Source organism: Micromonospora sp. NPDC050397 (assembly GCF_044901685.1).
GTDB lineage: Bacteria > Actinomycetota > Actinomycetes > Mycobacteriales > Micromonosporaceae > Micromonospora_G.
In genome coordinates this window covers 32,347-54,960 of record NZ_JBJDPS010000024.1, presented here as the reverse complement: position 1 = coordinate 54,960, position 22,614 = coordinate 32,347, and the positions used below count along the sequence as shown (strand labels likewise).

Below are 22,614 nucleotides of genomic sequence, written 5' to 3'. Positions count from 1 at the left end.
CGCCGGTTAGTCTCGCCCCTATGCCCCCGGCCAAGAAGCGCCCCCGCGCGTACGACGTCGCCAGGACCCGGGCCGCGGTCCTGGCCCAGTTCACCCACCTGCGGGACGCCGTCCGCACCCTGACGCCCGAGCAACTCGCCCTGCCCGGACCGGGGGAGTGGACCGTACGGGACCTGGCCGCGCACGTGCCGACGGCCCTGGAACGGGTCAGCCGGGGCATGGAGCAGCCCCGGCCCGTCGGCGGACCCAAGCCGGAGACCTCCCTGCTGGAGTGGCCGTTCTCCACCGCCGCGAAGGCCCAGGACATCGCCGGTGAAGCCCGTGCGACGGCAGCGGACCGCACCGACCTCGACGCGCTGTACGAGGAGACACTGGCCCGGTTCACGGCACTGGTGCCCGACGGCGATCAGGACCGCCTGGTGCCGACCCGGGCGGGCACGATGAGGCTGGGCGACTTCCTGGTGACCCGCACCGTCGAACTCGTCGTCCACACGGACGATCTGCACCGGGCGACCGGCATCGACGTCCCGTACGACTGTCAGGCGCTCGCCGCCTGCACCCGGCTGCTCGCCGACGCGCTCGCGGACAGGGCGCCCGGCGGCTCCGTCGAGGTGCGCGTCCCGCCCTTCGCCGTCGTCCAGTGCATCGGCGGCCCCAAGCACACCCGGGGTACGCCGCCGAACGTCGTGGAGACGGACCCGCTCACCTGGATGCGGCTGGCCACGGGCCGTACGCGGTGGGCGTCGGCGCTCGACTCGGCGCAGGTCAGCGCCAGTGGCGAGCGGGCCGATCTCGCCCCGCTGCTCCCGCTGATGGGCTGAGGGGAACCGGATCAGCCGGTCGATCCGTCCCATGGCCATGCGAAATCAACGTATGGCTGTCAGCGTCCTGGCCCTCTTCACCCTCGCCGCCTGCGGTACGGAGTCGGGCTCCGGTGCTGGGTCCGGCGATCCGGGGGACTCCGGGGACGGCAGCGGTGCGGTGCGCTCCGAGCTGCCCGTGACCGGTGTCCACTGGACCGTGTCCTCCCTGACCACCGGCGGGAAGAGGACCGCCGCGCCCTCCGGAGCCCACATCGCGATCGACCCCCAGGGGAAGGCCACCGGCAATCTGGGCTGCAACCGCTTCAGCGCGGACGTCCGCCTCGACGGGGACAAGGTCACCGTCGGGCGGAGCACGGCCACCGGAATGGCGTGCGCGGGGGATGCCCAGCGGTTCGAGAGTGCGATGGGCCGGGCCTTCCAGGGTGAGCTCAAGGCCGCCGTGTCGGGCCGTGGCGACGCGAGGACCATGACCCTGACCAGCGCCGACGGCGATTCCATCGCCCTCGACTCCGAGCCCCCGGCCCCGCTCACCGGCACTGCCTGGAAGGTGACCGGCCTGCGCTCCGGCAGCGTCGCCACCTCCCTGCCCACCGGTACCGAGGGCAAGGCGCACCTCAGCTTCGGCAAGGACGGCACGGTGGAGGGGAACCTCGGCTGCAACTCCTTCCACGGCAAGGCGGCGGTCTCCGGGGCCACGGTCACGTTCGGCCCGCTCGCCTCGACCCGGAAGCTGTGCCCGGAGGGGCCGATGGAGCTGGAGCGGGCGCTGCTCGGGGCCCTGAAGGGGAGGACGGAGTTCACGGTCGATCACCGCACCCTGTCGCTCACCGCGAAGGGCGGCGAGGGGATCGAGGCATCCGCCCCGGCGGCCGAGGCGCCCGAGGACTCCAAGGGCTGACCGCCGAGGCGCGGGTCCTCTCACGGGCCCTCAACCGGTGGTGGCCCCCAGGAACCGGTCGTGTACGTCTCAGGAACCGGTCGTGTACGGGAGCAGCCCGGAGTCCACCCGCTCCCACGACGCCCGCAGCTCCGCCAGCAACTCCGGTTCCGCGGCGGCCCGGTCGGCCTGATCGCGCCGGTCGTCGGCCAGCCGGAACAGCTGGTCCTTGCCGGCCTTGCTCCGGTAGTACTTCCAGTCGCCCCGGCGCAGGGCTCGTTCCCCACGCACGCGCCAGAACAGGTCGCGCTCCCTCGGGACCTCGTTCCGCAACAGGTATCCGGCGAGGCTCACGCCGTCCAGCGGATGCGCGGGGTCGGGCCGCGCCCCGCCGAGCTCCAGAAGCGTCGCGGTCCAGTCGGGCGAGAACACCGGGAGACCGCTGACCTGGTGACCGTCGATGCGCGCGGGCCGGCGCAGCACGGAGGGCACCCTGATGCCGCCCTCCTGGAGCGAGCTCTTGTTGCCGGACAGCGGTCAGTTGTACGAGAACCGTTCTCCGCCGTTGTCGCTGGCGAAGAAGACCAGGGTGTCCTAAGTCCCGGAGCGCGTGGGGCTCTCAGACGTGGCGACAGATGGCGCTCGCGACACGTCCCAGATCGACGTGGCTGCGTTCCACGAGCGTGACCGAACGATCACGGGTGAGCTGCATGAGGCAGGAGCCTGCCAACGGGCCATGAGCCTGTCAACGCCGGTCTCCCACTTCGGACGGCCGTCCCGGGGCCCGCGGACCGGCCGGAACCCTCCTGCGGGAGCAGCCGACGCCTGCGCGGGGGAGCGGTCGAGGCGTCACGCGCTCCACGGATGCCCCCCGGGGCCGCTCGGCGGCGTCCTTCCGGGACACGTGCGGGAAGTCCGGACCGGCTCAGCGGCCCCGAACAGGGCTCCCGGGGTGTGAGGCTCACCACGAAACGCGCGTTCGGCCACGGCTCGTTCCGCGAGGGTCGCAGGGCTCACCGAAGGCCACCGGGGAGCCCGTGCACGGGTGGCGGGGTGAGGGGACCGACCGGACGGTAACCGCCGTCCATCCCGGTCCTCGGAAGCCCCCCGGCGGCTTCCGCCCTCCGACGGGGCGCGCCCGTGGTCACTGGCGGTGATCGCCCGAACTCGCCCCCGACCGGCCTGCGGAGCCGCCCACGGGCCTGCTCGCGGCGCTCGCGGAGTGCCTGCCGGGCGTTCGCCCAATTCGGACCGGTGGTCGATCTCGCCTACACTCGGTGCCGTGCCTCGTGGTGATGGACGACTCAACCACGACCTGCTCCCCGGAGAGAAAGGCCCCCAGGACGCTTGCGGCGTCTTCGGTGTCTGGGCTCCCGGCGAAGAGGTCGCCAAGCTCACCTATTTCGGACTGTATGCCCTGCAGCACCGTGGACAGGAGTCCGCGGGCATCGCAGTGAGCAACGGGTCCCAGATCCTGGTCTTCAAGGACATGGGACTGGTCTCGCAGGTCTTCGACGAAACCTCTCTGGGTTCACTCCAGGGTCATATCGCGGTCGGTCATGCCCGCTACTCCACCACCGGTGCCTCGGTGTGGGAGAACGCGCAGCCGACGTTCCGTGCCACCGCGCACGGCTCGATCGCCCTGGGTCACAACGGCAACCTGGTCAACACGGCCCAGCTCGCCGAGATGGTCGCCGACCTTCCCCGTAAGGACGGCCGGGCCACCCAGGTCGCGGCGACCAACGACACCGATCTCGTGACCGCGCTGCTCGCCGGCCAGCGGGACGGCGACGACAAGCCGCTCACCATCGAGGAGGCCGCCGCAAAGGTGCTCCCCGAGGTCAAGGGCGCCTTCTCGCTCGTCTTCATGGACGAGCACACCCTCTACGCCGCCCGTGACCCGCAGGGCATCCGCCCCCTGGTCCTGGGCCGGCTCGAGCGCGGCTGGGTGGTGGCCTCCGAGTCCGCCGCCCTGGACATCTGCGGTGCGAGCTACGTCCGCGAGATCGAGCCGGGCGAGCTCGTCTCCATCGACGAGAACGGCCTGCGCACCACTCGCTTCGCAGAAGCGAAGCCCAAGGGCTGTGTCTTCGAGTACGTCTACCTCGCCCGCCCCGACACCGACATCGCCGGCCGGAACGTCTACCTCTCCCGTGTGGAGATGGGCCGGAAGCTGGCGGCGGAAGCACCCGTCGAGGCCGATCTGGTCATAGCGACGCCGGAATCGGGGACCCCCGCGGCCATCGGCTACGCCGAGGCGAGCGGAATTCCGTTCGGGGCCGGTCTGGTCAAGAACGCCTACGTCGGCCGGACCTTCATCCAGCCTTCACAGACCATCCGCCAGCTGGGCATCCGGCTGAAGCTGAATCCGCTCAAGGAAGTCATCAAGGGCAAGCGCCTCGTGGTCGTCGACGACTCGATCGTCCGCGGCAACACCCAGCGCGCCCTGGTGAGGATGCTCCGTGAGGCGGGCGCCGCCGAGATCCACATCCGGATCTCGTCCCCGCCGGTCAAGTGGCCCTGCTTCTTCGGGATCGACTTCGCGACGCGGGCCGAGCTGATCGCCAACGGCATGTCCGTCGACGAGATCGCCACCTCCATGGGCGCCGACTCCCTGTCGTACATCTCGCTCGACGCGATGGTCGAGGCGACGACGATCGCCAAGCCGAACCTCTGCCGCGCCTGCTTCGACGGCGAATACCCGATGGAGCTCCCGGACCCGGAGCTGCTCGGCAAGCAGCTGCTGGAGACCGAGCTGGCGGCCGGCCCCGCCGCGACGGCGGCCGCCGACGCGCTGCGTCGTCCGTGATCCGGACCGGCCGGCTGCTTCCCCACCAGCCCCGTACTCCCACACGAAAGATCCCGGGCAATGTCTGAGACAACAGGTGCTTCCTACGCTGCGGCGGGCGTCGACATCGAAGCCGGTGACCGCGCCGTCGAGCTGATGAAGGAGTGGGTGAAGAAGACGAGGCGCCCCGAGGTCGAGGGCCTCGGCGGCCTCGGCGGGTTCGCCGGGCTCTTCGACGCCTCGGCGCTCAAGCGTTACGAGCGCCCGCTGCTCGCCTCGGCCACCGACGGCGTCGGCACGAAGGTCGATCTGGCCCGGCAGATGGGCGTGTACGACACCATCGGCCACGACCTCGTCGGCATGGTCGTAGACGACCTGGTCGTCTGCGGTGCCGAGCCGCTCTTCATGACCGACTACATCTGTGTCGGCAAGGTGCATCCCGAGCGTGTCGCGGCCATCGTGAAGGGCATCGCCGAGGGCTGCGTCCTCGCGGGCTGCGCGCTGGTCGGTGGCGAGACGGCCGAGCACCCCGGTCTGCTGGGCCCCGACGACTTCGACGTCGCGGGCGCGGGCACGGGAGTGGTCGAGGCGGACCGGCTGCTCGGCCCGGACCGTATCCGTAAGGGTGACGCCGTGATCGCGATGGCGTCGTCCGGTCTTCACTCCAACGGGTACTCGCTCGTGCGCCACGTGGTCTTCGACCGCGCCGGCTGGACGCTGGACCGAGAGGTCGAGGAGTTCGGCAGGACGCTGGGCGAGGAGCTCCTGGAGCCCACCAGGATCTACTCCCTGGACTGCCTGGCGCTGACCCGCACGACCGAGGTGCACGGCTTCAGCCACGTCACCGGTGGCGGCCTGGCCAACAACCTGGCCCGGGTGATCCCCGACGCGCTGCACGCGACGGTCGACCGCGGGACCTGGGCGCCCGGTGCGGTGTTCGACCTGGTCGGCAAGGCCGGACAGGTGGAGCGCCTGGAGCTGGAGAAGACGCTCAACATGGGCGTCGGCATGATCGCCGTCGTCCCCGCCGACTCGGTGGACGCCGCGCTGACCACTCTGGCCGACCGTGGTGTCGACTCCTGGGTCGCCGGTGAGATCACCGAGCGCGGTGACCACTCCACGGGCGCCGAGCTGACCGGGAACTACGCACGGTAGGACGCCATGACCGCCGGTCCGGCCACAGCACCGGACCGGCGGCACGTGGCGCCGGTCACGAGGTCCTGTGCGAGTGCGTGGACCGTTTCGGCCCCGGACAGCACAGAACCCGGTCCGGGCGGGCCCGGACCGGGTTGATGTGTCAGTGCGAGGTCAAGCGCCGCGGCGCTGTGACGACGGACCGGACTTGTCGTCCCCGTCCGCGTCCTCGTCGTCGTTGTAACGATCCGCGTACTGTGCGTACGGGTCATCTTCCTCGTCGTCGTCCTCGAACGGCTCTGCGTTCGGTGGCTGACTCGAAGGCGATGCGCCCAGCTCATTGGCCAGACGCGACAGGTCGGTTCCGCCGCTGCTGTACTTCAGCTGGCGGGCGACCTTGGTCTGCTTGGCCTTTGCCCGGCCGCGCCCCATGGCTCGACCCCCTCGGTGACGGGGCTCGACGGCCCCAGAGTCTTGACACGCGTTCATGTTTCAGGACGGACTCTCAGTTGAGAGACCGCGCCCGTGGCTTTAACGGTACCTGCTTCCTTGGCCATACGGTACGCCGCCCGCGTCACGCGCCGTCCCGCAGGACCGTGGAGGAGCCCGTCCTCGCTGGTCACACCCGATTTTAACCTCTTGTGGGCGGCCGACCCGCCGACCGGAGTGAGTCTTGTCTCCCCGGGGCCCGCCGGCCGCCCCCAGCCGTACGACGCCTCCGTCACCGGGATCCGGACCGCGCCCGGTGACGGAGGCTCGACGCCCCGCCGTACGTCAGCGGCGGGCCGCCTCGGCCATGCGCTGCTCGGCGATCCGGTCCGCCGCCGCGGCCGGAGGGATTCCATCCGCCTTCGCACGTGCGAATATGGCCAGCGTGGTGTCGAAGATCTTCGTCGCCTTCGCCTTGCACCGGTCGAAGTCGAAACCGTAGAGCTCGTCCGCGACCTGGATCACACCACCGGCGTTCACGACGTAGTCGGGTGCGTACAGGACCGAACGGTCGGCGAGATCCTTCTCCACGCCCGGGTGGGCCAGCTGGTTGTTGGCCGCTCCGCACACCACCTTCGCCGTGAGGACGGGGACGCTCTCGTCGTTGAGCGCGCCGCCCAGTGCGCACGGGGCGTAGACGTCGAGGCCCTCGGTGCGGATCAGCGCGGCCGTGTCCGCGGCCACGGTGACCTCGGGGTGCAGGTCGGTGATGGCGCGTACGGACTCCTCGCGCACGTCGGTCACGACGACCTCGGCACCGTCGCTGAGCAGGTGCGCGACGAGGTGGCGGCCGACCTTGCCGACCCCGGCGACGCCGACCTTCCGGCCGCGCAGCGTGGGGTCGCCCCACAGGTGCTGGGCGGAGGCCCGCATGCCCTGGAAGACGCCGAACGCGGTGAGGACCGAGGAGTCGCCCGCCCCGCCGTTCTCCGGGGACCGGCCGGTGGTCCAGCGGCATTCCCTGGCGACGACGTCCATGTCCGCGACGTAGGTGCCGACGTCGCAGGCGGTCACGTAGCGCCCGCCGAGCGAGGCCACGAACCGGCCGAAGGCCAGGAGCAGTCCCTCGGACTTGATCAGCTCCGGGTCGCCGATGATCACGGCCTTGCCGCCGCCGTGGTCGAGGCCGGCCATGGCGTTCTTGTACGACATGCCGCGCGACAGGTTCAGCGCGTCCGCGACGGCCTCCTCCTCGGAGGCGTACGGGTAGAAGCGGGTGCCGCCGAGGGCGGGGCCCAGGGCGGTCGAGTGGAGGGCGATGACGGCCTTGAGGCCGGTGGCGCGGTCCTGGCAGATCACGACTTGCTCGTGGCCACCCTGTTCCGAGCGGAAGAGGGTGCGCAGCACGTCTACAGGTACGCCGGTCACATCGGTCACTGTGGTGACTCCCAAGTACGAAGCGGCGGAAGACCCTCCTGAAGGTGGGGAGGGTCCCGGACGGACCGGCACCGGCCGGTCCGACTGGGCAAGAGCGTAAGTCCTCGGAACACGCGGATCTGTTCCGGTGCGCGGGATCACCCCCTGGTGGAGTACGGGCGTGACACGATTTACCGCATGTCGGTGGTGTCTTCGGTGCTCGTCCCATACACGTCCTATCTGCGGGTGTACGAGCCGCTCGCGGCTTTCGGGGAGCCCGAACGCAGCCATTGGGCGCGCTACGCGCAGCGCTCCGAGCTCCCGACGGCACAGGACGAACTGCGCCGCTCGCTGGCGGACCTGGTCTCCACGCCGCCGGTGCCGGTGCGGGTGCACGAGAGCGGGGACGCCTTCGTCTCGGTCCTCGACGGGGAGGTCTGCGTCTGTCCGTGGCGGACCCGGATGCGTGGCTGGATGGCCCTGAGTGAACTGGGGGGTCTGTTTCCGGCCACAGTGCTGGACGCGGTGCTGCCCCCGGTGGTGCGGGGCCAGGCCGCCTCGGACTACGAGCGCTGGGCGGAGCGGAACCCGGACGCCCGTCCCTGGATCCGGACGACGGTGTGGCACGTGCCGGTGCGCTGGTTCGTGCTGTTCGACGACGAGGAGCGCGAGTACGTCGCTGCGGGCGCCGGCGGGGTGCGGCCCCTGTTGCGCTACCGCACCCCGATGGTGCAGGCCCGCCGCCGGCTCGCGAGGGCGTTGCGGACACTGCGGGAGACGGTCGACGAGGGCCCGCTCACCGAGGGGCTCGTCGATGTGGGGCGCTGGCTGGAGGAGTTCCATCCGCGTGGCCTGGTCGAGCTGGACTACGGCGGTCTGGTGCACGCGCTGAGCGCTGAACAGCTCGCCGGTGACCGGTCGGCCGCGGACGTGGCCGAGGGCATCGCGGCGCTGCGGGCCGGGGACAACGACGCGGCGGGTGTCGCGTACGGGCGTCTCGCCGACCGCTGGCGGGCGGTTCGCGACCTACAATCCTTCAACTAGCCCGAAGCGGTGTTAATCCCAACGCACCGCCGCATAGAGGAGCTTAGGTAAGGGAATAGACATCGCGTGAGGTGTCCGACATCCGGGGGCGCCAGGAGTGCGGCGGAGGTGAACGGGGATGCGGTGAGGTGATCCGAGGGTCCGTGAACCTGTACGCGCCGTGATGCGTGTGACAGGTGAGGTGAAGGGTCACTCCTTCGGGGCCGGGACCTACGTCCTGAACCGGGCCTTTGCCTCAAGCGTGACGGACAGCACTTACGGGGCCCTTGCGCCCTTCCCTACTCCTCATGCCAAAATAGGACAAGGAGTCCGGGGAGGGCTCTGTTCGCCCAAGTGTGTGCGCAATGCTCTGCATTGCACGCTATGGGGGGTCTGACGACTTCTGACGACTCCTGGTTGTCCTGTGACTGATCGTCACTGGGGTGTGACTGTCCGCTATGGCATGGTCCATCGGCTTCCGTCGCTGATGAACACCTGGGAGGGCAATTCCATCGGTTTGGCCGACGTGGCTGGACGGATGGTGTAGTTGTAGTGCCGAGGACAAGCCGTTCGTCCTATAACCGACTCGGCCCGCGTCCGCCATTTCGGGCAACGCGGGTCAAGGTGCAGAATTTAGAGGAAAGAACCGAGGTTGTTCGGTTCTCCCGAGGAGGCCGCTCATGACCGCTCGCACCCCTGATGCCGAGCCGCTGCTGACCCCGGCTGAGGTTGCCACGATGTTCCGCGTGGACCCGAAGACGGTCACACGGTGGGCAAAGGCCGGCAAGCTCACGTCCATCCGCACGCTCGGTGGACATCGTCGGTACCGCGAGGCAGAGGTCCGCGCACTGCTTGCGGGTATTCCGCAGCAGCGCAGTGAGGCCTGACACACCCCTGTCGCCGCAGCCACAACAGGGCACCGTCGGGTCCCCCAACCCCCGGTGATCCCACTCATAGCTCCACACGACGGGCGCCTGCCCCAACGGGCGCCGTGCCTGTGACACTTACAGGATTCGTCGTTCGATCGCGCTGGACTCCGCCGGGTCCAGCGCGATCTTTTGTTTCCCGAAAGGTTCGCGGGAGCGAGTCCGGGCCGGTCGTTGCCGGAGTGCGGCGGGCTCCGAACGGTCGTGGTGGATGCCCGAACCGGCCGACGAGTCGGTTTGCGCGGGCCCGAGTGCGACTGTGGGCGGGACTGTTCGGGCCTGTTCGCCCGGGTCCCGGACGTCGTGGGGCAGCTCGTGCTGAACGGTCCGGGATGTACTTCACGGGCAGTGCAATTGCACATATTAAATTCGCCAGTTGTAGGAAGTGCGTAAAGTACCCCTTCGGCAAAACGGATTAAGTGACTCCCGTCACATCGGCGTGCCCTTGCCAACTGCGGGCGCGCCACCGCGGGAACGTCCTCGGCCGCGACGGACCGTCATGCCGCGGGAGGGCCTTCGCCGCCGGGGCGGGTCGCGTGGCGGTCCCGGTCGGGCTCCGCGCGGACGTTCCCGTCCTCGGTCGGGGTGCCGGCCGGGCCGCTCCCCTCCTCGGTACCCCTTCCGTGGCCGTCACCGGCCGCCTCCGGGGCGTTCCGTGCCTCGGGTGAGTTGCCGGGTTCCCGGAGTGCCGGGAGTTCCTGTGGGGCCGTCAGGGGCTCCATGGCGAGCCGCAGGAGGCGGTGGCAGATCGGGCAGTGCCGGGTGAGGTGGCGGTAGCCGGACGCCGCCGCCAGATGGGCGCGCAGCAGCGCGCGGGTCTCGTGCCTTGCCGTGGGCGCAGACATGCGTGCGGCCTCCCGGTGGACCCGGCCGCCCTGTCGGGTGGAACGAGGACGGACTCCGTCCTACGGGGTTACCCGCGACCGGTCCCGGCGTCAAGACGCACGAAAGCCCGGATCCAGGGGATCCGGGCTTTCGTCTACTGCGGTCCTGACGGGATTTGAACCCGCGGCCTCCACCTTGACAGGGTGGCGAGCACTCCAAACTGCTCCACAGGACCAGGTTTTCGCCGCTTGCCTTGCGGCTTGCTGCGAAGACAGACACTACAGGAGGTCGCGGGGCCAGGTCGAACTCACCCACGGTGCGGGCGCCGTCACGACGCGCCAGGTGCCCTCACGGCGCCGCCGCGTCGATCGCCTTCACGATCCGCTTGTCGGACACGGGCTGCGCGGTGCCCAGCGCGTGGGCGAAGTAGCTCACCCGCAACTCCTCGATCATCCACCTGATGTCCAGGACCTCCTGCGGAACGGGACGGCCCTGCGGCAACTGCTCCAGCAGCCAGGCGTACTCGTCCTGCATCTCGTGGACCTTCTCCATCCGCGTGGTGTCGCGCTGGACGTTCGTCGGCATCTGCTGGAGCCGGCGGTCCTCGGCGACGAGGTAGCGCATCAGGTCGGGCAGCCTGCGCAGCCCGGTCATGGTGACGAACCCCGGGGGCACGAGGCGGGCGAGGTGATCGCGTACGTCCGTCACGTTGTCGATCAGGACCAGGCTGTTCGTGGACTTCAGCCGGCGTTCGCAGGCCTGCCAGGCGGCCAGGATCTGCTGCACCTGCCCGATCGTGCGGACGGTCAGGTCCACGAGGTCCGCCCGCACCTTGTCGTACAGCCCGCGGAAGGACGCCTCGTCCCAGGCCGGGCCGCCGTGCGCGGCGATCAGCCGGTCGGCGGCCGCCGTCGCGCAGTCGTCGAAGAGCGCCTGGATCGAGCCGTGCGGGTTACGGGACAGCGCCAGCTTCTGCTGGTTGGTGAGTTTGTCCGAGGCGAACTTGGCCGGGTTCACCGGGATGTTGAGCAGGATCAGCTTCCGGGTGCCGCGCCACATCGCCTGCTGCTGCTCGGCCACGGTGTCGAAGAGCCGTACGGCGACCGTCCCGCCCTGGTCGACGAGGGCCGGGTAGGCCTTCACCGGCTGGCCGGCCCTCCGGGCCTCGAAGACCTTGTCCAGCGTGCCGATCGTCCAGTCCGTGAGGCCCGAGCGCTCGACGGACTCGCCCGAGGGCCCGGCCGTCGCCGCCGCGGCCTGGGAGAGGGCCTGACGGGCCTTCGGGCGCAGCCGGACCTTCAGCGCCTCCAGGTCCTTGTCCTCGGCGACCTTGCGGCGCCGCTCGTCGGTGATCCGGAAGGTGATCTTCAGGTGGTCCGGGACCCGGGACAGGTCGAAGTCGTCGGCCGTGACCGGTACACCGACCATCCGCTTGAGCTCACGGGCCAGCGTGAGCGGCAGGGGCTCCTGGAGCGGGACGGCCCGGTCCAGGAACTTCGCGGCGTAGTTCGGCGCCGGGACGTAGTGCCGGCGGATCGGCTTGGGCAGCGAGCGGATCAGCTCGGTGACGACGTCCTCGCGCAGGCCCGGGATCTGCCAGTCGAAGCCCTCGGAGGTGACCTGGTTGAGCACCTGGAGCGGGATGTGGACCGTCACACCGTCGGCGTCCGCGCCCGGCTCGAACTGGTAGGTCACCCGGAACTTGAGCTTCCCCTGCCGCCAGGAGTCCGGGTAGTCGTCCTTGGTGACGGCCCCGGCCTTCTCGTTGATGAGCATCGAGCGCTCGAAGTCGAGCGCGTCGGGCTCGTCGCGGCGCTTGTGCTTCCACCAGGAGTCGAAGTGGGCGCCGGAGACGATGTGCTCCGGGATCCGCCGGTCGTAGAAGTCGAAGAGCGTCTCGTCGTCCACGAGGATGTCGCGGCGCCGGGCGCGGTGCTCCAACTCCTCGACCTCGCCGAGCAGTTTGCGGTTGTCCTGGAAGAACTGGTGGTGTGTGCGCCAGTCCCCCTCGACCAAGGCGTTGCGGATGAACAGATCGCGGGACGCCTCCTGGTCGATACGGCCGAAATTGATCTTGCGCTGGGCGACGATCGGTACCCCGTAGAGCGTGACCCGCTCGTACGCCATGACCGCCGCCTGGTCCTTCTCCCAGTGCGGCTCGCTGTAGGTGCGCTTCAGCAGGTGCTGGGCGACCGGCTCGATCCACTCCGGCTCGACCTTCGCGTTGACCCGCGCCCACAGCCGGGACGTCTCGACCAGCTCGGCCGACATCACGAAGCGGGGCTGCTTCTTGAACAGCGCGGAGCCCGGGAAGATCGCGAACTTGGCGCTGCGGGCACCGATGTACTCGTTCTTCTCGGTGTCCTTCAGCCCGATGTGCGACAGGAGTCCGGCCAGCAGGGAGGTGTGCACCGCCTGCTCCGGGACGCCCTCGTCGTCCTTGGGCTCCTCGACGGCGATGCCCATCTGCTTGGCGACCGTACGCAGCTGCGTGTAGATGTCCTGCCACTCCCGGATGCGAAGGAAGTTCAGGTACTCCTGCTTGCACATCCGGCGGAACGAGGACGAGCCGCGCTCCTTCTGCTGCTCGCGGATGTAGCGCCAGAGGTTCAGGTACGCCAGGAAGTCGGACGTCTCGTCCTTGAAGCGCGCGTGGTTCTGGTCGGCCTGGGTCTGCTTCTCCGACGGCCGCTCGCGCGGGTCCTGGATGGAGAGCGCGGCGGCGATGACCATGACCTCACGGGCGCAGCCGTTGCGGTCGGCCTCGATGACCATGCGGGCCAGGCGCGGGTCGACGGGCAGCTGCGAGAGCTTGCGGCCCAGCGGGGTGAGCCGTTGCCCCTTCTTGCCCTCCGGGGACTTCTCGCCCTGTTCGAGCGCGCCCAGTTCCTGGAGCAGCTGCACGCCGTCGCGGATGTTGCGGTGGTCCGGCGGGTCGATGAAGGGGAACTTCTCGATCTCGCCGAGGCCGGCCGCGGTCATCTGGAGGATGACGGAGGCGAGGTTGGTCCGCAGGATCTCGGGATCGGTGAACTCCGGACGGGTCAGGAAGTCGTCCTCGGAGTACAGCCGGATGCAGATGCCGTCCGACGTACGGCCGCAGCGGCCCTTGCGCTGGTTGGCGCTGGCCTGCGAGATCCGCTCGATCGGGAGCCGCTGGACCTTGGTGCGGTGGCTGTAGCGGGAGATGCGCGCGTTGCCCGGGTCGATCACGTACTTGATGCCGGGGACGGTCAGTGAGGTCTCGGCGACGTTCGTCGCCAGGACGATCCGGCGGGAGATGCCGTTGGGGGGGCGCTGGAACACGCGGTTCTGCTCGGCGTGGGACAGGCGCGCGTAGAGGGGGAGCACCTCGGTGTGTCTGAGGTTGCGCTTGTTCAGCGCGTCCGCGGTGTCCCGGATCTCGCGCTCGCCGGAGAGGAAGACCAGGACGTCGCCGTGGGCCTCGCCCGCCAGCTCGTCGACCGCGTCGCAGATCGCGGTGATCTGGTCCCGGTCGGAGTCCTCCGTGTCCCCGTCGACCCCCTCCAGGAGGGGGCGGTAGCGGACCTCCACGGGATAGGTCCGCCCGCTGACCTCGACGATCGGCGCCTGGCCGAAGTGCTTCGCGAAGCGCTCCGGGTCGATGGTCGCCGAGGTGATGACGACCTTCAGATCGGGGCGCCTGGGCAGCAGCCGGGCGAGGTAGCCCAGCAGGAAGTCGATGTTCAGCGACCGCTCGTGGGCCTCGTCGATGATGATCGTGTCGTAGGCGAGGAGCTCACGGTCCGTCTGGATCTCGGCCAGCAGGATGCCGTCCGTCATCAGCTTCACGAAGGTCGCGTCCGGGTTGACCTGGTCGGTGAAGCGCACTTTCCAGCCGACGGCCTCGCCGAGCGGGGTCTTCAGCTCGTCCGCCACGCGTTCGGCGACCGTGCGGGCCGCGATCCTGCGGGGCTGGGTGTGCCCGATCATGCCCCGGACGCCGCGCCCCAGCTCCATGCAGATCTTGGGGATCTGCGTGGTCTTGCCGGAGCCGGTCTCGCCCGCGACGATCACGACCTGGTGGTCGCGTATCGCCTCCAGGATCTCGTCCTTCTTCTGGCTGACCGGGAGTTGTTCCGGGTACGACAGGGCGGGCATCCGCGCGGCGCGTCCCGCCAGCCGTTCGGATGCCTTTCCGGCCTCGGCGGCGATCTCGTCCAGGACGGACTGCCTTGCCTCGGGCTTGCGGATGCGGCGGGCACCCTCGAGACGACGGCCGAGCCGGTTCGCGTCGCGGAGCGAGAGCTGCCCGAGCTGGGACTGGAGATCGGCGAAGGAAGTAGACATACGGACCCCAGGATCTCACCCGGGCGCGAGGAGTGGCGAACGCATTTCGCGCGGGCCGTGTCACGGCGGGCCGCACTCGCCGCCATCGGTCACGGAGTGCTGCGAGGCGGTCACACGGCGTACTATTCCGGGCAGCTGATCACCCGTTGCCCGACAGCCGCACCCGCCGAGCCGTCCGTGCCAGGGGTACGGACGGGCAGCCCGCCTCCCCTGCCCCCCGTCCCGCAGATCCCACACGCACGCACCGCCCGGAGTGCCGCATGCCCGTGCCCCCACCCGACCGCACCTCGTCGAGTGCGAAGAAGCCGCTGTTCCTCGGCCTCGCCGTCGCTCTAGCCGCCGGAGTGCTCGGCTTCGTCTCCTACCGGGCGACAGCCCCCGAAAGCTCCGGTGCGGACACCCCGGCCGTCCGTACGACAGCGGGGGCCGACTCCGACGTCTACCGCGAACTGGCCGGCCTGGCCCGCCGCGACGCCGGCGACAAGCTGGCCCGGGGACGCGCCGACGCCCCCGTCGTCCTCATCGAGTACGCCGACTTCCGGTGCGGCTACTGCGGGAAGTTCGCCCGGGACACCGAACCCGAACTGGTCGAGAGGTACGTCGACGACGGCACCCTGCGGATCGAGTGGCGCAACTTCCCGATCTTCGGCGAGGCGTCCGAGGCGGCGGCCCGCGCGTCCTGGGCGGCCGGGCAGCAGGACCGGTTCTGGGCCTTCCACCGGGCCGCCTACGCCGAGGGCGCCAAGGAGAAGGGCTTCGGCAAGGCCCGGCTCAGGGCCCTCGCCCAGCAGGCGGGCGTAGCGGACCTCGACCGCTTCGCCCGCGACGCCGACAGTCCGGCGGCCACCGAAGCGGTCGGTGAGGACCGCGAGCAGGCCTACGGGATCGGCGCCACGTCCACGCCCTCCTTCCTGATCAACGGCCACCCCGTCGCCGGGGCCCAGCCGACGGCGGTGTTCGCCCAGGCCGTCGAGAGCGCCGCGGCGGAGGCCGCGAACGTCGGCAGCGCGGGCAACGACGCAGGGGACCCCGACGCCCCGGGCCGAGCGAAGTGACCCCCGGCATCGGCTACTTCGCGGCCCTGCTCGGCGGGCTGCTCGCCCTGGTCAGCCCCTGCGGCGCCCTGCTGCTCCCCGCCTTCTTCGCGTACTCCGCCGACTCCGCGGCGCGGCTCCTGGCGCGCACGGGCCTCTTCTACGCCGGTCTGGCCACCACCCTCGTCCCGCTCGGCGCGGCGGGCTCGTACGCCGGACGGATCTTCTACGGGCACCGCGACGCACTCGTGCTCGGCGCCGGCTGGCTGATCATCGGGCTCGGCCTCGCCCAGATCGCGGGACTGGGCTTCGCCTCCCGCCGGATCGCCGCGGTCAGTGGCAGGGTCCGGCCCACGACCGCCCTCTCCGTCTACGCCCTGGGCGCGGTCTACGGGCTGGCCGGCTTCTGTGCCGGCCCGATCCTCGGCAGCGTCCTCACGGTGGCGGCCGTCAGCGGGAGCCCCGCGTACGGCGGGCTGCTGCTCGCCGTCTACGCACTGGGCATGGCCGCGCCCCTGTTCGTGCTCGCACTGCTCTGGGAGCGCTTCGACCTCGGCCGGAGGGCCTGGCTGCGGGGCAGGACGCTGCGCGTCGGCCGCCTGGGAGTGCACAGCACCTCGCTGCTCTCCGGCCTCCTCTTCGTCGGGCTCGGGGCGCTCTTCCTCGCCTACGACGGGACGACCGCGCTGCCCGGACTCCTCGACGTCGACGACTCGTTCGCCGTCGAACAGTGGGCGCAGGACGTCGGCCGGCATGTCCCCGACCCCCTGGCCCTGGGGGCAGTGGTGTCGGTGGTGCTGCTGATCCTCGCGGTGCGGGTGTGGCGGCGGCGCACCGGGCGGAAGGAAGAGGAAGTGGTCTGACAACGACGAAGGCCCCGTCCGTGGACGGGGCCTTCGGGTGGTGGCTGGGGCCGGGATCGAACCGGCGACCTATCGCTTTTCAGGCGATCGCTCGTACCAACTGAGCTACCCAGCCACGCAGCTCGTACGGGCTGCAGCGGTCCTGACGGGATTTGAACCCGCGGCCTCCACCTTGACAGGGTGGCGAGCACTCCAAACTGCTCCACAGGACCAAGCTAATGTGCGAGACAAGTCTCGCACACGGTAAAGCGTGCCCCCAACGGGATTCGAACCCGTGCTACCGCCTTGAAAGGGCGGCGTCCTGGGCCACTAGACGATGAGGGCTAAGGGCCCACCTGCGCGCTTTCCAGCGCGTCGGGGACGTGAGAAGCATATGGGATGCGGGGAGGTATCGCCAAAACGGTTTACGGGGAGGCCGTGGGGGCGCTCGGCGAAGGCGACGGCGACTTCAGGTTCTCCTCCGGCAGATGCCGCCCGACCTCGGCGGTCGTGAGGCCGAGGCCGCCCAGGGTGATCTCGTCCCAGGCCTGCAGACGGCGGGTGGAGCGGTCCAGGTAGAGCACCGAGGCGCGCACCTTCTCCGGCTTCTCGTTCTGCACGGCGCGCAGCCCGCCGCCGCCCGTGGAGCCCTCGACCTTCAGCCGCGTGCCCAGGGCGAGCAGTTCGTTCACCCGGTGGTGCACATGGCCGGCCAGGACCAGCGGAACCGTTCCGTCGGTCTCCCGGGCCGCGTTCGGATCATGGACCACCGCGATGTCCACCGGGGTGCCCGCCCGCTTCTGGTCGCGCAGGGCCGAGGCCAGGCGCATGCCCGCCAGCTGCTCGGCCGCCTTGCCGCCCGTGGGGCGTACGCGGTCGGGGGTGAACTGCGGATCGCCGGTGCCCGCGATGCGCAGCCCGGCCACGCTCACCGCGTCGCCCCCGTCCAGGACGTGCGCGTTCCTCGTCTTCGCCAGGTACGCCTGGGTCTGCTTCGAGTCGTGGTTGCCCCTCACCCACACATAGGGCGCGCCGAGGTCGCGGACGGGGTCCAGGAAGCCGTTCTCGGCGGCCGTGCCGTGGTCCATCGTGTCGCCGGAGTCGATGATCACGTCGATCTCGTACTGCTCGACGAGCGAGCCGATGATGTGCCAGGCGGCGGGGTTGAGGTGGATGTCGGAGACGTGCAGGACCCGGATGGTGCCCGGATCCGGCTGGTAGACCGGAAGCGTGGAGGTGGCGTCGTACAGCTTGGTGACGTTGGTGACCAGCCTGGCCAGTTCCTGCTGGTAGACGTCGAACTCGGTGACGATCGAGCGGGCGTCGCCGACCACGGACGGTGCGCTGGAGAGCAGCCCGGAGAACTTCGGCTCCAGCACCGACTTCGGGTTCCAGGTGGAGTACGCGCTGACGCCCGAGGCCGCGAGCAGGGCCAGTGCGAGTCCCCCGGCGGCCAGTGCGCGGCGCGGGCGCCGGTAGACGACGAGGCCGAGCGCGGTGGCACCGGACACGACGGCCACGCAGGAGCGGACGGCCAGCTCGCGGGTGCCGGAGACGACGTCGTCGGTGACCTCGTCCTGTAGTCCGGCCAGGCGCTCGGGGTGCTTCACCAGCGCCTGGGAGCGCTCCGGGTCCAGCTGGTCGACGTCCACGTCGAGGCGGACCGGGGCGTGGTGCGAGTCCAGCTCCAGGGCGCCGAGCGGAGAGACGTTGATCTTGGTGCCGCCGCTCACCGAAGGCCGCAGGGTCATGGTCGTGTCCATGGGGCCCACCGGCGTGCGCACGCTGCCGACGACCAGCAGCCCCAGCCAGGCGCCCAGCACCACGACGGCCAGCAGTCCGAGCGCGCGTTTCCAGGGGTGCGCGGAGGGGGTCAGCCCGGTCCCGGGGGTGGTGCGGGAGCGGGAGCGGCGGAGTCGGCGGAGACGGACGGCTGCGGCGTGGAACGGGCGTGCCATTGGGCGCGTATGCCCGGATCGGGCTGCGGCCATGCGGGCGGGCGGACACGGGTGGGCCGGGCGGGTGGCCCGCTCCGGGGAGCGGCCCGCCCGCTCCGGCCGCTCGTAAGTGACAATGGGCGGGTGCTGGAGATGACGCGCGAGGAGTTCGAAGAGCTGGTGAGCGTGGCTCTTGACCGGGTCCCGTCCGAGCTGATGCGGCTGATGGACAACGTCGCGGTGTTCGTGGAGGACGAACCGGAGGATCCGGAGGAGCGGGAGCTGCTCGGGCTGTACGAGGGCACGCCGCTCACCGACCGAGGCGAGTGGTACGCGGGAGTGCTTCCGGACCGGATCACGATCTACCGGGGGCCGACGCTCCGGATGTGCGAGACGCGCGAGCGCGTCGTCGCCGAGACCGAGATCACCGTCGTCCACGAGATCGCCCACCACTTCGGTATCGACGACGAGCGGCTGCACGAACTGGGCTACGGGTGAGTGCGCCCCGCCGGGTCCTGGCGGTGATCGCCGCAGGAGGCGCGGTCGGGTCCACGGCCCGCTACGCGGCTTCCCTCGCCTGGCCGGCGGCCGAGGGCGGGTTCCCCTGGGCGGTCTTCGTCGTCAACGTGACGGGCTGCGCCCTGATCGGCGTGCTCATGGTGCTGACCGTCGAGCGCGGAAGGATCTCCCATCCGCTGGTGCGGCCGTTCCTCGGGGTCGGGGTGCTCGGCGGGTTCACCACGTTCTCGACGTACGCCGTCGGAGTCTCCGAGCTGCTGGTGCGTCAGGAGGTGGCGACGGCGATGGTGTACGCGGGTGTGACGGCCGTGGCGGCGCTCGGCGCGGTCTGGGTGGCGGCTGCGCTGACCCGGGTGCTGGCCGACGGGATGAGGAGGGCGGCGTGAACTGGCTGCTGGTCGCAGTCGGGGGCGCAGTGGGGGCGCCGCTGCGCTATCTGACGGACCGTGCGGTGCAGGCGCGGCACGGCGCGGGGCTGCCGTACGAGTTCCCCTGGGGGACCTTCGTGGTCAACGCGGCGGGCAGCCTGCTGCTCGGGGTGCTCACCGGGGCGGCGGTGTCCGCACCGGTCCACGCCCTGCTGGGCACCGGGCTCTGCGGGGCGCTGACGACGTATTCGACCTTCTCGTACGAGACGCTGCGGCTGGCCGAGCGGGGCCGCGGCTTCCTCGCGGGCGCCAATGTGCTCGCGTCCGTGCTGGTCGGGCTCGGGGCGGTGTTCCTCGGGGCGGAAGTGGCGGGAGGCTTCGGGGGCCCGGGGGGCTGAGCCGGCGGGCGGGTGCCTGTGCCGGTGTCGCGTCCGGGCGTGTCCCCGACGGGGGCAGGGGAGTTGAACACATCGCTCTCCCGTCCCTCTCCTCCCCGGAGGTGTCATCCCGTGCGCCAGTTGTCCACTCGCATCCGCTGGGCAGCCGTCACCGCGCTGACGATCGCCGCGTCCACCGGTTGTATGAGCGTCGGCGACGACGCGGGGGACCCGTCCCCGTCCCGGCAGGCGGACCGGAAGGGGGCCTCGGCCCCGCCGGACGGCGACACCGTGTCCGGCTCCGGGCGCTCAGGTTCCGGCGGCGGCCGTGCCGAGGCGCAGTCCGACCGGGGCGCCTCCTCCGGCAGGCCGGACGCGAAGTCCTCGGGCCGCGGCGCGTCCGCCGGTCCTGCGGACCCCCGCCCGGTGCCCGGCGTCCCGGGTGTCCCGGAGCCCACCCGTGGCGGTCCGCTGCCCACCCCGGAGCCCAGCGCGCCGGGGCCCGGCGAACCGCCGGCTCCTCCCGCCACCCAGGAGCCGCCCCCGCCCTCGCCCGAGCCGGAGCCGTCGCAGCCGCCCGAGCCGCCTTCGGCCTCGCCCGCCGCACAGTTCCACAACGGTGCGAACCGGGCGCGGGACGGGGTCCGGACGTGGCCGACACCGAGGGTGTCGCCGCAGCTCGCACCGGCCTGATCCGGGGCTCTGACCGGCGGGTTTGCACGAAGTGGGGGAGGGTGCGTATGGTAGTAGATCGTTTGATCCCATTGCCCGGCGCCGACACAGAAGAGCGCCGTGTGGCGCGTACTCTCCCTTGCCGTGGCTGGACCGCATTGAGGCGGTCGAAATTGCGAAAACACGGAGTTACGGGCGCGTGCCGAGACTCCGGAAGGTTTCGCATTTCGCATGTCAATTTCCAGTTCTGACCACACCGTCATGCCCGAGAACGACGTCGAGAACATCGAGGTCGTCCAGGCCGCCGAGGCCGTGGTGGCCGAGGCCCCCGCGGCGGTCGTGGAGACCCCCGCCGACGAGGCTCCGGCTTCCTCCACCGAGGAGATCCCGGCTTCCTCCACCGAGGAGATCCCCGCTTCCTCCACCGAGGAGATCGCCGACGAGGACGCCGAACCCGGCATCACCTTCGCCTCACTCGGCCTGCCCGAGGGCATCGTCCGCAAGCTCGCGCAGAACGGTGTGACGGCCCCCTTCCCGATCCAGGCCGCGACCATCCCGGACGCCCTGGCCGGCAAGGACATCCTCGGCCGCGGCCGTACCGGCTCCGGCAAGACGCTCTCCTTCGGTCTGCCGACCCTGGCCACGCTGGCCGGCGGTCACACCGAGAAGAAGAAGCCCCGCGCGATCATCCTCACGCCGACCCGTGAGCTCGCGATGCAGGTCGCGGACGCACTGCAGCCCTACGGCGACGTACTCGGCCTGAAGATGAAGGTCGTCTGCGGCGGTACGTCGATGAGCAACCAGATCTTCGCGCTGGAGCGCGGTGTCGACGTCCTCGTCGCCACCCCGGGCCGACTGCGCGACATCATCAACCGTGGCGCCTGCTCCCTGGCCAACGTCCAGGTCGCGGTCCTCGACGAGGCCGACCAGATGTCGGACCTGGGCTTCCTGCCCGAGGTCACCGAGCTGCTCGACCAGATCCCCGGTGGCGGCCAGCGCATGCTCTTCTCCGCCACGATGGAGAACGAGATCGGCACGCTCGTCAAGCGCTACCTGAGCAACCCGGTCACCCACGAGGTGGACAGCGCCCAGGGCAACGTCTCGACGATGTCCCACCACGTCCTCGTCGTGAAGCCGAAGGACAAGGCGCCGGTCACGGCCGCCATCGCCGCCCGCAAGGGCCGCACGATCATCTTCGTCCGCACCCAGCTGGGCGCCGACCGTATCGCCGAGCAGCTCATCGAGTCCGGCGTGAAGGCGGACGCGCTGCACGGCGGCATGACGCAGGGTGCCCGTACCCGCGTGCTCGAGGACTTCAAGAAGGGCTTCGTCAACGCGCTCGTCGCCACCGACGTCGCCGCCCGCGGTATCCACGTCGACGGCATCGACCTGGTCCTGAACGTGGACCCGGCCGGGGACCACAAGGACTACCTGCACCGCTCGGGCCGTACCGCCCGCGCCGGCAAGTCCGGTGTCGTCGTCTCGCTGGCGCTTCCGCACCAGCGCCGCCAGATCTTCCGCCTGATGGAGGACGCGGGCGTCGACGCCTCGCGCCACATCGTGCAGGGCGCGGGGGTCTTCGAGCCCGAGGTCGCCGAGATCACCGGCGCCCGTTCGCTGACCGAGGTCCAGGCCGACTCCGCGAACAACGCGGCCAAGCAGGCCGAGCGCGAGGCCGCCGACCTCACCAAGCAGCTGGAGCGCGTCCAGCGCCGTGCCGTCGAGCTGCGCGAGGAGGCCGACCGCCTGGTCGCCCGTGCCGCCCGCGAGCGGGGCGACGACCCGGAGGCAGCGGTGGCCGAGGTGGCCGCCGAGGCCGAGGCCGCCCTCGTGGCCGCCGTGGCCGTCCCCGAGCAGCAGCCGGCCGTCCGCGAGGACCGTCGTGACGACCGCGGCAGCTACGGCCGTCGTGACGACCGCGGTGGCGACCGTGGTGGGTACCGCGGCGGCAACGACCGCACCGGCGAGCGCAGTGGCCGTCCCGCAGGTGGGAGCGGCTACCGGGGCAGCAACGACCGTCCGTCGTTCCGCGGCAGCAGCGACCGTCCGTCCGGTGGCTTCCGCTCCGGTGGTGGCGAGCGTCGTGACGACCGCGGCGGCGACCGTGGTGGCCGTTCGTTCGAGCGTCGTGACAACGACCGTCCGTCGTTCAACCGCGAGCGTCGTGACGAGCGCCCCTCGGGCGGTTTCCGCTCCGGTGGCGGCGAGCGTCGTGACGACCGTCCGTCCGGTGGCTTCCGCTCCGGTGGTGGCGAGCGTCGTGACGACCGCGGCGGCGACCGTGGTGGCCGTTCGTTCGAGCGTCGTGACAC

Annotated in this window: 20 protein-coding genes and 4 tRNA genes; 13 read left to right on the top strand and 11 right to left on the bottom strand. The window is 70.8% G+C overall.

The genetic code is table 11. From position 1 onward, the window contains the following. Window positions 1-20: 20 nt before the first annotated feature. Window positions 21-821 carry a sterol carrier family protein gene (locus tag ACI2K4_RS34935; protein ID WP_404517435.1) on the top strand — a complete coding sequence of 267 codons (801 nt, stop codon included), beginning with the start codon at window positions 21-23 and terminating at the stop codon, window positions 819-821. Between the two features lie 52 nt (window positions 822-873). After that, window positions 874-1,722 (top strand): META domain-containing protein, encoded by an 849-nt coding sequence (locus tag ACI2K4_RS34930; protein WP_363306007.1) that lies wholly within the window; start codon window positions 874-876, stop codon window positions 1,720-1,722. A gap of 69 nt (window positions 1,723-1,791) precedes the next feature. On the opposite strand, the gene ACI2K4_RS34925 is transcribed toward ACI2K4_RS34930, so the two are convergent. Both ACI2K4_RS34925 and ACI2K4_RS34920 read right to left on the bottom strand, forming a co-directional pair. Further along, window positions 1,792-2,184 carry a hypothetical protein gene (locus tag ACI2K4_RS34925; protein ID WP_404517434.1) on the bottom strand — a complete coding sequence of 131 codons (393 nt, stop codon included), beginning with the start codon at window positions 2,182-2,184 and terminating at the stop codon, window positions 1,792-1,794. Between the two features lie 136 nt (window positions 2,185-2,320). Beyond that, window positions 2,321-2,413: a putative leader peptide gene (locus ACI2K4_RS34920; protein WP_363306006.1), complete on the bottom strand. Its 93-nt coding sequence runs from the start codon at window positions 2,411-2,413 to the stop codon at window positions 2,321-2,323. A 570-nt stretch (window positions 2,414-2,983) separates the two neighbouring features. Between ACI2K4_RS34920 and purF the strand changes: the two genes are divergently transcribed. Both purF and purM read left to right on the top strand, forming a co-directional pair. After that, window positions 2,984-4,510 (top strand): amidophosphoribosyltransferase, encoded by a 1,527-nt coding sequence (gene purF / locus ACI2K4_RS34915; protein WP_356534895.1) that lies wholly within the window; start codon window positions 2,984-2,986, stop codon window positions 4,508-4,510. Between the two features lie 60 nt (window positions 4,511-4,570). Continuing rightward, window positions 4,571-5,644 (top strand): phosphoribosylformylglycinamidine cyclo-ligase, encoded by a 1,074-nt coding sequence (purM, locus tag ACI2K4_RS34910; protein ID WP_356534897.1) that lies wholly within the window; start codon window positions 4,571-4,573, stop codon window positions 5,642-5,644. A gap of 153 nt (window positions 5,645-5,797) precedes the next feature. Here the strand turns inward: purM and ACI2K4_RS34905 are convergent, their stop codons facing one another. Together ACI2K4_RS34905 and ACI2K4_RS34900 are read right to left on the bottom strand one after the other, a co-directional pair. Further along, entirely contained in the window at window positions 5,798-6,055 is a 258-nt protein-coding gene (locus tag ACI2K4_RS34905; RefSeq protein ID WP_356534898.1) for a DUF3073 domain-containing protein, read from the bottom strand. Between the two features lie 342 nt (window positions 6,056-6,397). Beyond that, window positions 6,398-7,459, bottom strand: coding sequence for a Leu/Phe/Val dehydrogenase (locus ACI2K4_RS34900; protein WP_404517442.1), 1,062 nt, complete (start codon window positions 7,457-7,459; stop codon window positions 6,398-6,400). Window positions 7,460-7,666: 207 nt separating this feature from the next. On the opposite strand from ACI2K4_RS34900, the gene ACI2K4_RS34895 reads away from it, so the two are divergent. Together ACI2K4_RS34895 and bldC are read left to right on the top strand one after the other, a co-directional pair. Next, entirely contained in the window at window positions 7,667-8,512 is an 846-nt protein-coding gene (locus tag ACI2K4_RS34895; RefSeq protein WP_363306004.1) for a hypothetical protein, read from the top strand. A 659-nt stretch (window positions 8,513-9,171) separates the two neighbouring features. Further along, the gene (gene bldC / locus ACI2K4_RS34890) at window positions 9,172-9,378 is read left to right on the top strand and encodes a developmental transcriptional regulator BldC (RefSeq protein ID WP_003949541.1); all 207 of its coding nucleotides are present in this window, start codon (window positions 9,172-9,174) and stop codon (window positions 9,376-9,378) included. A gap of 536 nt (window positions 9,379-9,914) precedes the next feature. On the opposite strand, the gene ACI2K4_RS34885 is transcribed toward bldC, so the two are convergent. The 3 genes from ACI2K4_RS34885 to hrpA all read right to left on the bottom strand — a co-directional run bounded on the left by ACI2K4_RS34885 (window position 9,915) and on the right by hrpA (window position 14,553). After that, window positions 9,915-10,262 (bottom strand): DUF6274 family protein, encoded by a 348-nt coding sequence (locus tag ACI2K4_RS34885; protein WP_363306003.1) that lies wholly within the window; start codon window positions 10,260-10,262, stop codon window positions 9,915-9,917. Between the two features lie 140 nt (window positions 10,263-10,402). Continuing rightward, window positions 10,403-10,477, bottom strand: a tRNA-Asp gene (locus tag ACI2K4_RS34880). 113 nt (window positions 10,478-10,590) lie between these two features. Next, on the bottom strand, window positions 10,591-14,553 hold the full coding sequence (gene hrpA, locus ACI2K4_RS34875; RefSeq protein WP_404517433.1) for an ATP-dependent RNA helicase HrpA: 3,963 nt from the start codon (window positions 14,551-14,553) through the stop codon (window positions 10,591-10,593). A 260-nt stretch (window positions 14,554-14,813) separates the two neighbouring features. Here hrpA and ACI2K4_RS34870 point away from each other — a divergent pair, with 260 nt between their 5' ends. Beyond that, the gene (locus tag ACI2K4_RS34870) at window positions 14,814-15,608 is read left to right on the top strand and encodes a thioredoxin domain-containing protein (RefSeq protein WP_363306001.1); all 795 of its coding nucleotides are present in this window, start codon (window positions 14,814-14,816) and stop codon (window positions 15,606-15,608) included. After that, a complete protein-coding gene (locus ACI2K4_RS34865; protein ID WP_404517432.1) occupies window positions 15,605-16,450 on the top strand; it encodes a cytochrome c biogenesis CcdA family protein in 846 nt (281 codons plus the stop codon). Before ACI2K4_RS34870 ends, ACI2K4_RS34865 begins: the two co-directional genes overlap by 4 nt. A gap of 38 nt (window positions 16,451-16,488) precedes the next feature. On the opposite strand, the gene ACI2K4_RS34860 is transcribed toward ACI2K4_RS34865, so the two are convergent. The 4 genes from ACI2K4_RS34860 to ACI2K4_RS34845 form a co-directional block, all read right to left on the bottom strand. Further along, a tRNA-Phe gene (locus ACI2K4_RS34860) sits at window positions 16,489-16,565 on the bottom strand. Between the two features lie 22 nt (window positions 16,566-16,587). Continuing rightward, window positions 16,588-16,662: transfer RNA gene (locus ACI2K4_RS34855), tRNA-Asp, on the bottom strand. A gap of 39 nt (window positions 16,663-16,701) precedes the next feature. Then, window positions 16,702-16,774 (bottom strand) — tRNA-Glu (locus ACI2K4_RS34850). 80 nt (window positions 16,775-16,854) lie between these two features. Continuing rightward, window positions 16,855-18,387: a metallophosphoesterase gene (locus tag ACI2K4_RS34845; RefSeq protein ID WP_363305998.1), complete on the bottom strand. Its 1,533-nt coding sequence runs from the start codon at window positions 18,385-18,387 to the stop codon at window positions 16,855-16,857. Window positions 18,388-18,513: 126 nt separating this feature from the next. On the opposite strand from ACI2K4_RS34845, the gene ACI2K4_RS34840 reads away from it, so the two are divergent. The 5 genes from ACI2K4_RS34840 to ACI2K4_RS34820 all read left to right on the top strand — a co-directional run. Further along, on the top strand, window positions 18,514-18,864 hold the full coding sequence (locus ACI2K4_RS34840) for a metallopeptidase family protein (RefSeq protein WP_404517441.1): 351 nt from the start codon (window positions 18,514-18,516) through the stop codon (window positions 18,862-18,864). Then, window positions 18,861-19,271, top strand: coding sequence for a CrcB family protein (locus tag ACI2K4_RS34835; RefSeq protein WP_363305997.1), 411 nt, complete (start codon window positions 18,861-18,863; stop codon window positions 19,269-19,271). The genes ACI2K4_RS34840 and ACI2K4_RS34835 overlap by 4 nt, the downstream gene beginning before the upstream one ends. Continuing rightward, a complete protein-coding gene (locus ACI2K4_RS34830; RefSeq protein WP_356534917.1) occupies window positions 19,268-19,651 on the top strand; it encodes a CrcB family protein in 384 nt (127 codons plus the stop codon). The genes ACI2K4_RS34835 and ACI2K4_RS34830 overlap by 4 nt, the downstream gene beginning before the upstream one ends. Before the next feature lie 111 nt (window positions 19,652-19,762). Next, window positions 19,763-20,323: a hypothetical protein gene (locus ACI2K4_RS34825; RefSeq protein ID WP_404517431.1), complete on the top strand. Its 561-nt coding sequence runs from the start codon at window positions 19,763-19,765 to the stop codon at window positions 20,321-20,323. Between the two features lie 240 nt (window positions 20,324-20,563). Next, on the top strand, window positions 20,564-22,614 hold a 2,051-nt coding region (locus tag ACI2K4_RS34820; protein WP_404517430.1), incomplete at its 3' end, for a DEAD/DEAH box helicase.

Bases quoted from the DNA above. Each gene is read 5' to 3' on its own strand.
- ACI2K4_RS34930 (WP_363306007.1), top strand. From the start codon at position 874: ATGGCTGTCAGCGTCCTGGCCCTCTTCACCCTCGCCGCCTGCGGTACG.
- hrpA (WP_404517433.1), bottom strand. From the start codon at position 14,553: ATGTCTACTTCCTTCGCCGATCTCCAGTCCCAGCTCGGGCAGCTCTCG.
- ACI2K4_RS34935 (WP_404517435.1), top strand. From the start codon at position 21: ATGCCCCCGGCCAAGAAGCGCCCCCGCGCGTACGACGTCGCCAGGACC.
- purM (WP_356534897.1), top strand. From the start codon at position 4,571: ATGTCTGAGACAACAGGTGCTTCCTACGCTGCGGCGGGCGTCGACATC.
- ACI2K4_RS34885 (WP_363306003.1), bottom strand. From the start codon at position 10,262: ATGTCTGCGCCCACGGCAAGGCACGAGACCCGCGCGCTGCTGCGCGCC.
- bldC (WP_003949541.1), top strand. From the start codon at position 9,172: ATGACCGCTCGCACCCCTGATGCCGAGCCGCTGCTGACCCCGGCTGAG.
- ACI2K4_RS34895 (WP_363306004.1), top strand. From the start codon at position 7,667: ATGTCGGTGGTGTCTTCGGTGCTCGTCCCATACACGTCCTATCTGCGG.
- ACI2K4_RS34920 (WP_363306006.1), bottom strand. From the start codon at position 2,413: ATGCAGCTCACCCGTGATCGTTCGGTCACGCTCGTGGAACGCAGCCAC.
- ACI2K4_RS34870 (WP_363306001.1), top strand. From the start codon at position 14,814: ATGCCCGTGCCCCCACCCGACCGCACCTCGTCGAGTGCGAAGAAGCCG.
- ACI2K4_RS34905 (WP_356534898.1), bottom strand. From the start codon at position 6,055: ATGGGGCGCGGCCGGGCAAAGGCCAAGCAGACCAAGGTCGCCCGCCAG.
- ACI2K4_RS34845 (WP_363305998.1), bottom strand. From the start codon at position 18,387: ATGGCACGCCCGTTCCACGCCGCAGCCGTCCGTCTCCGCCGACTCCGC.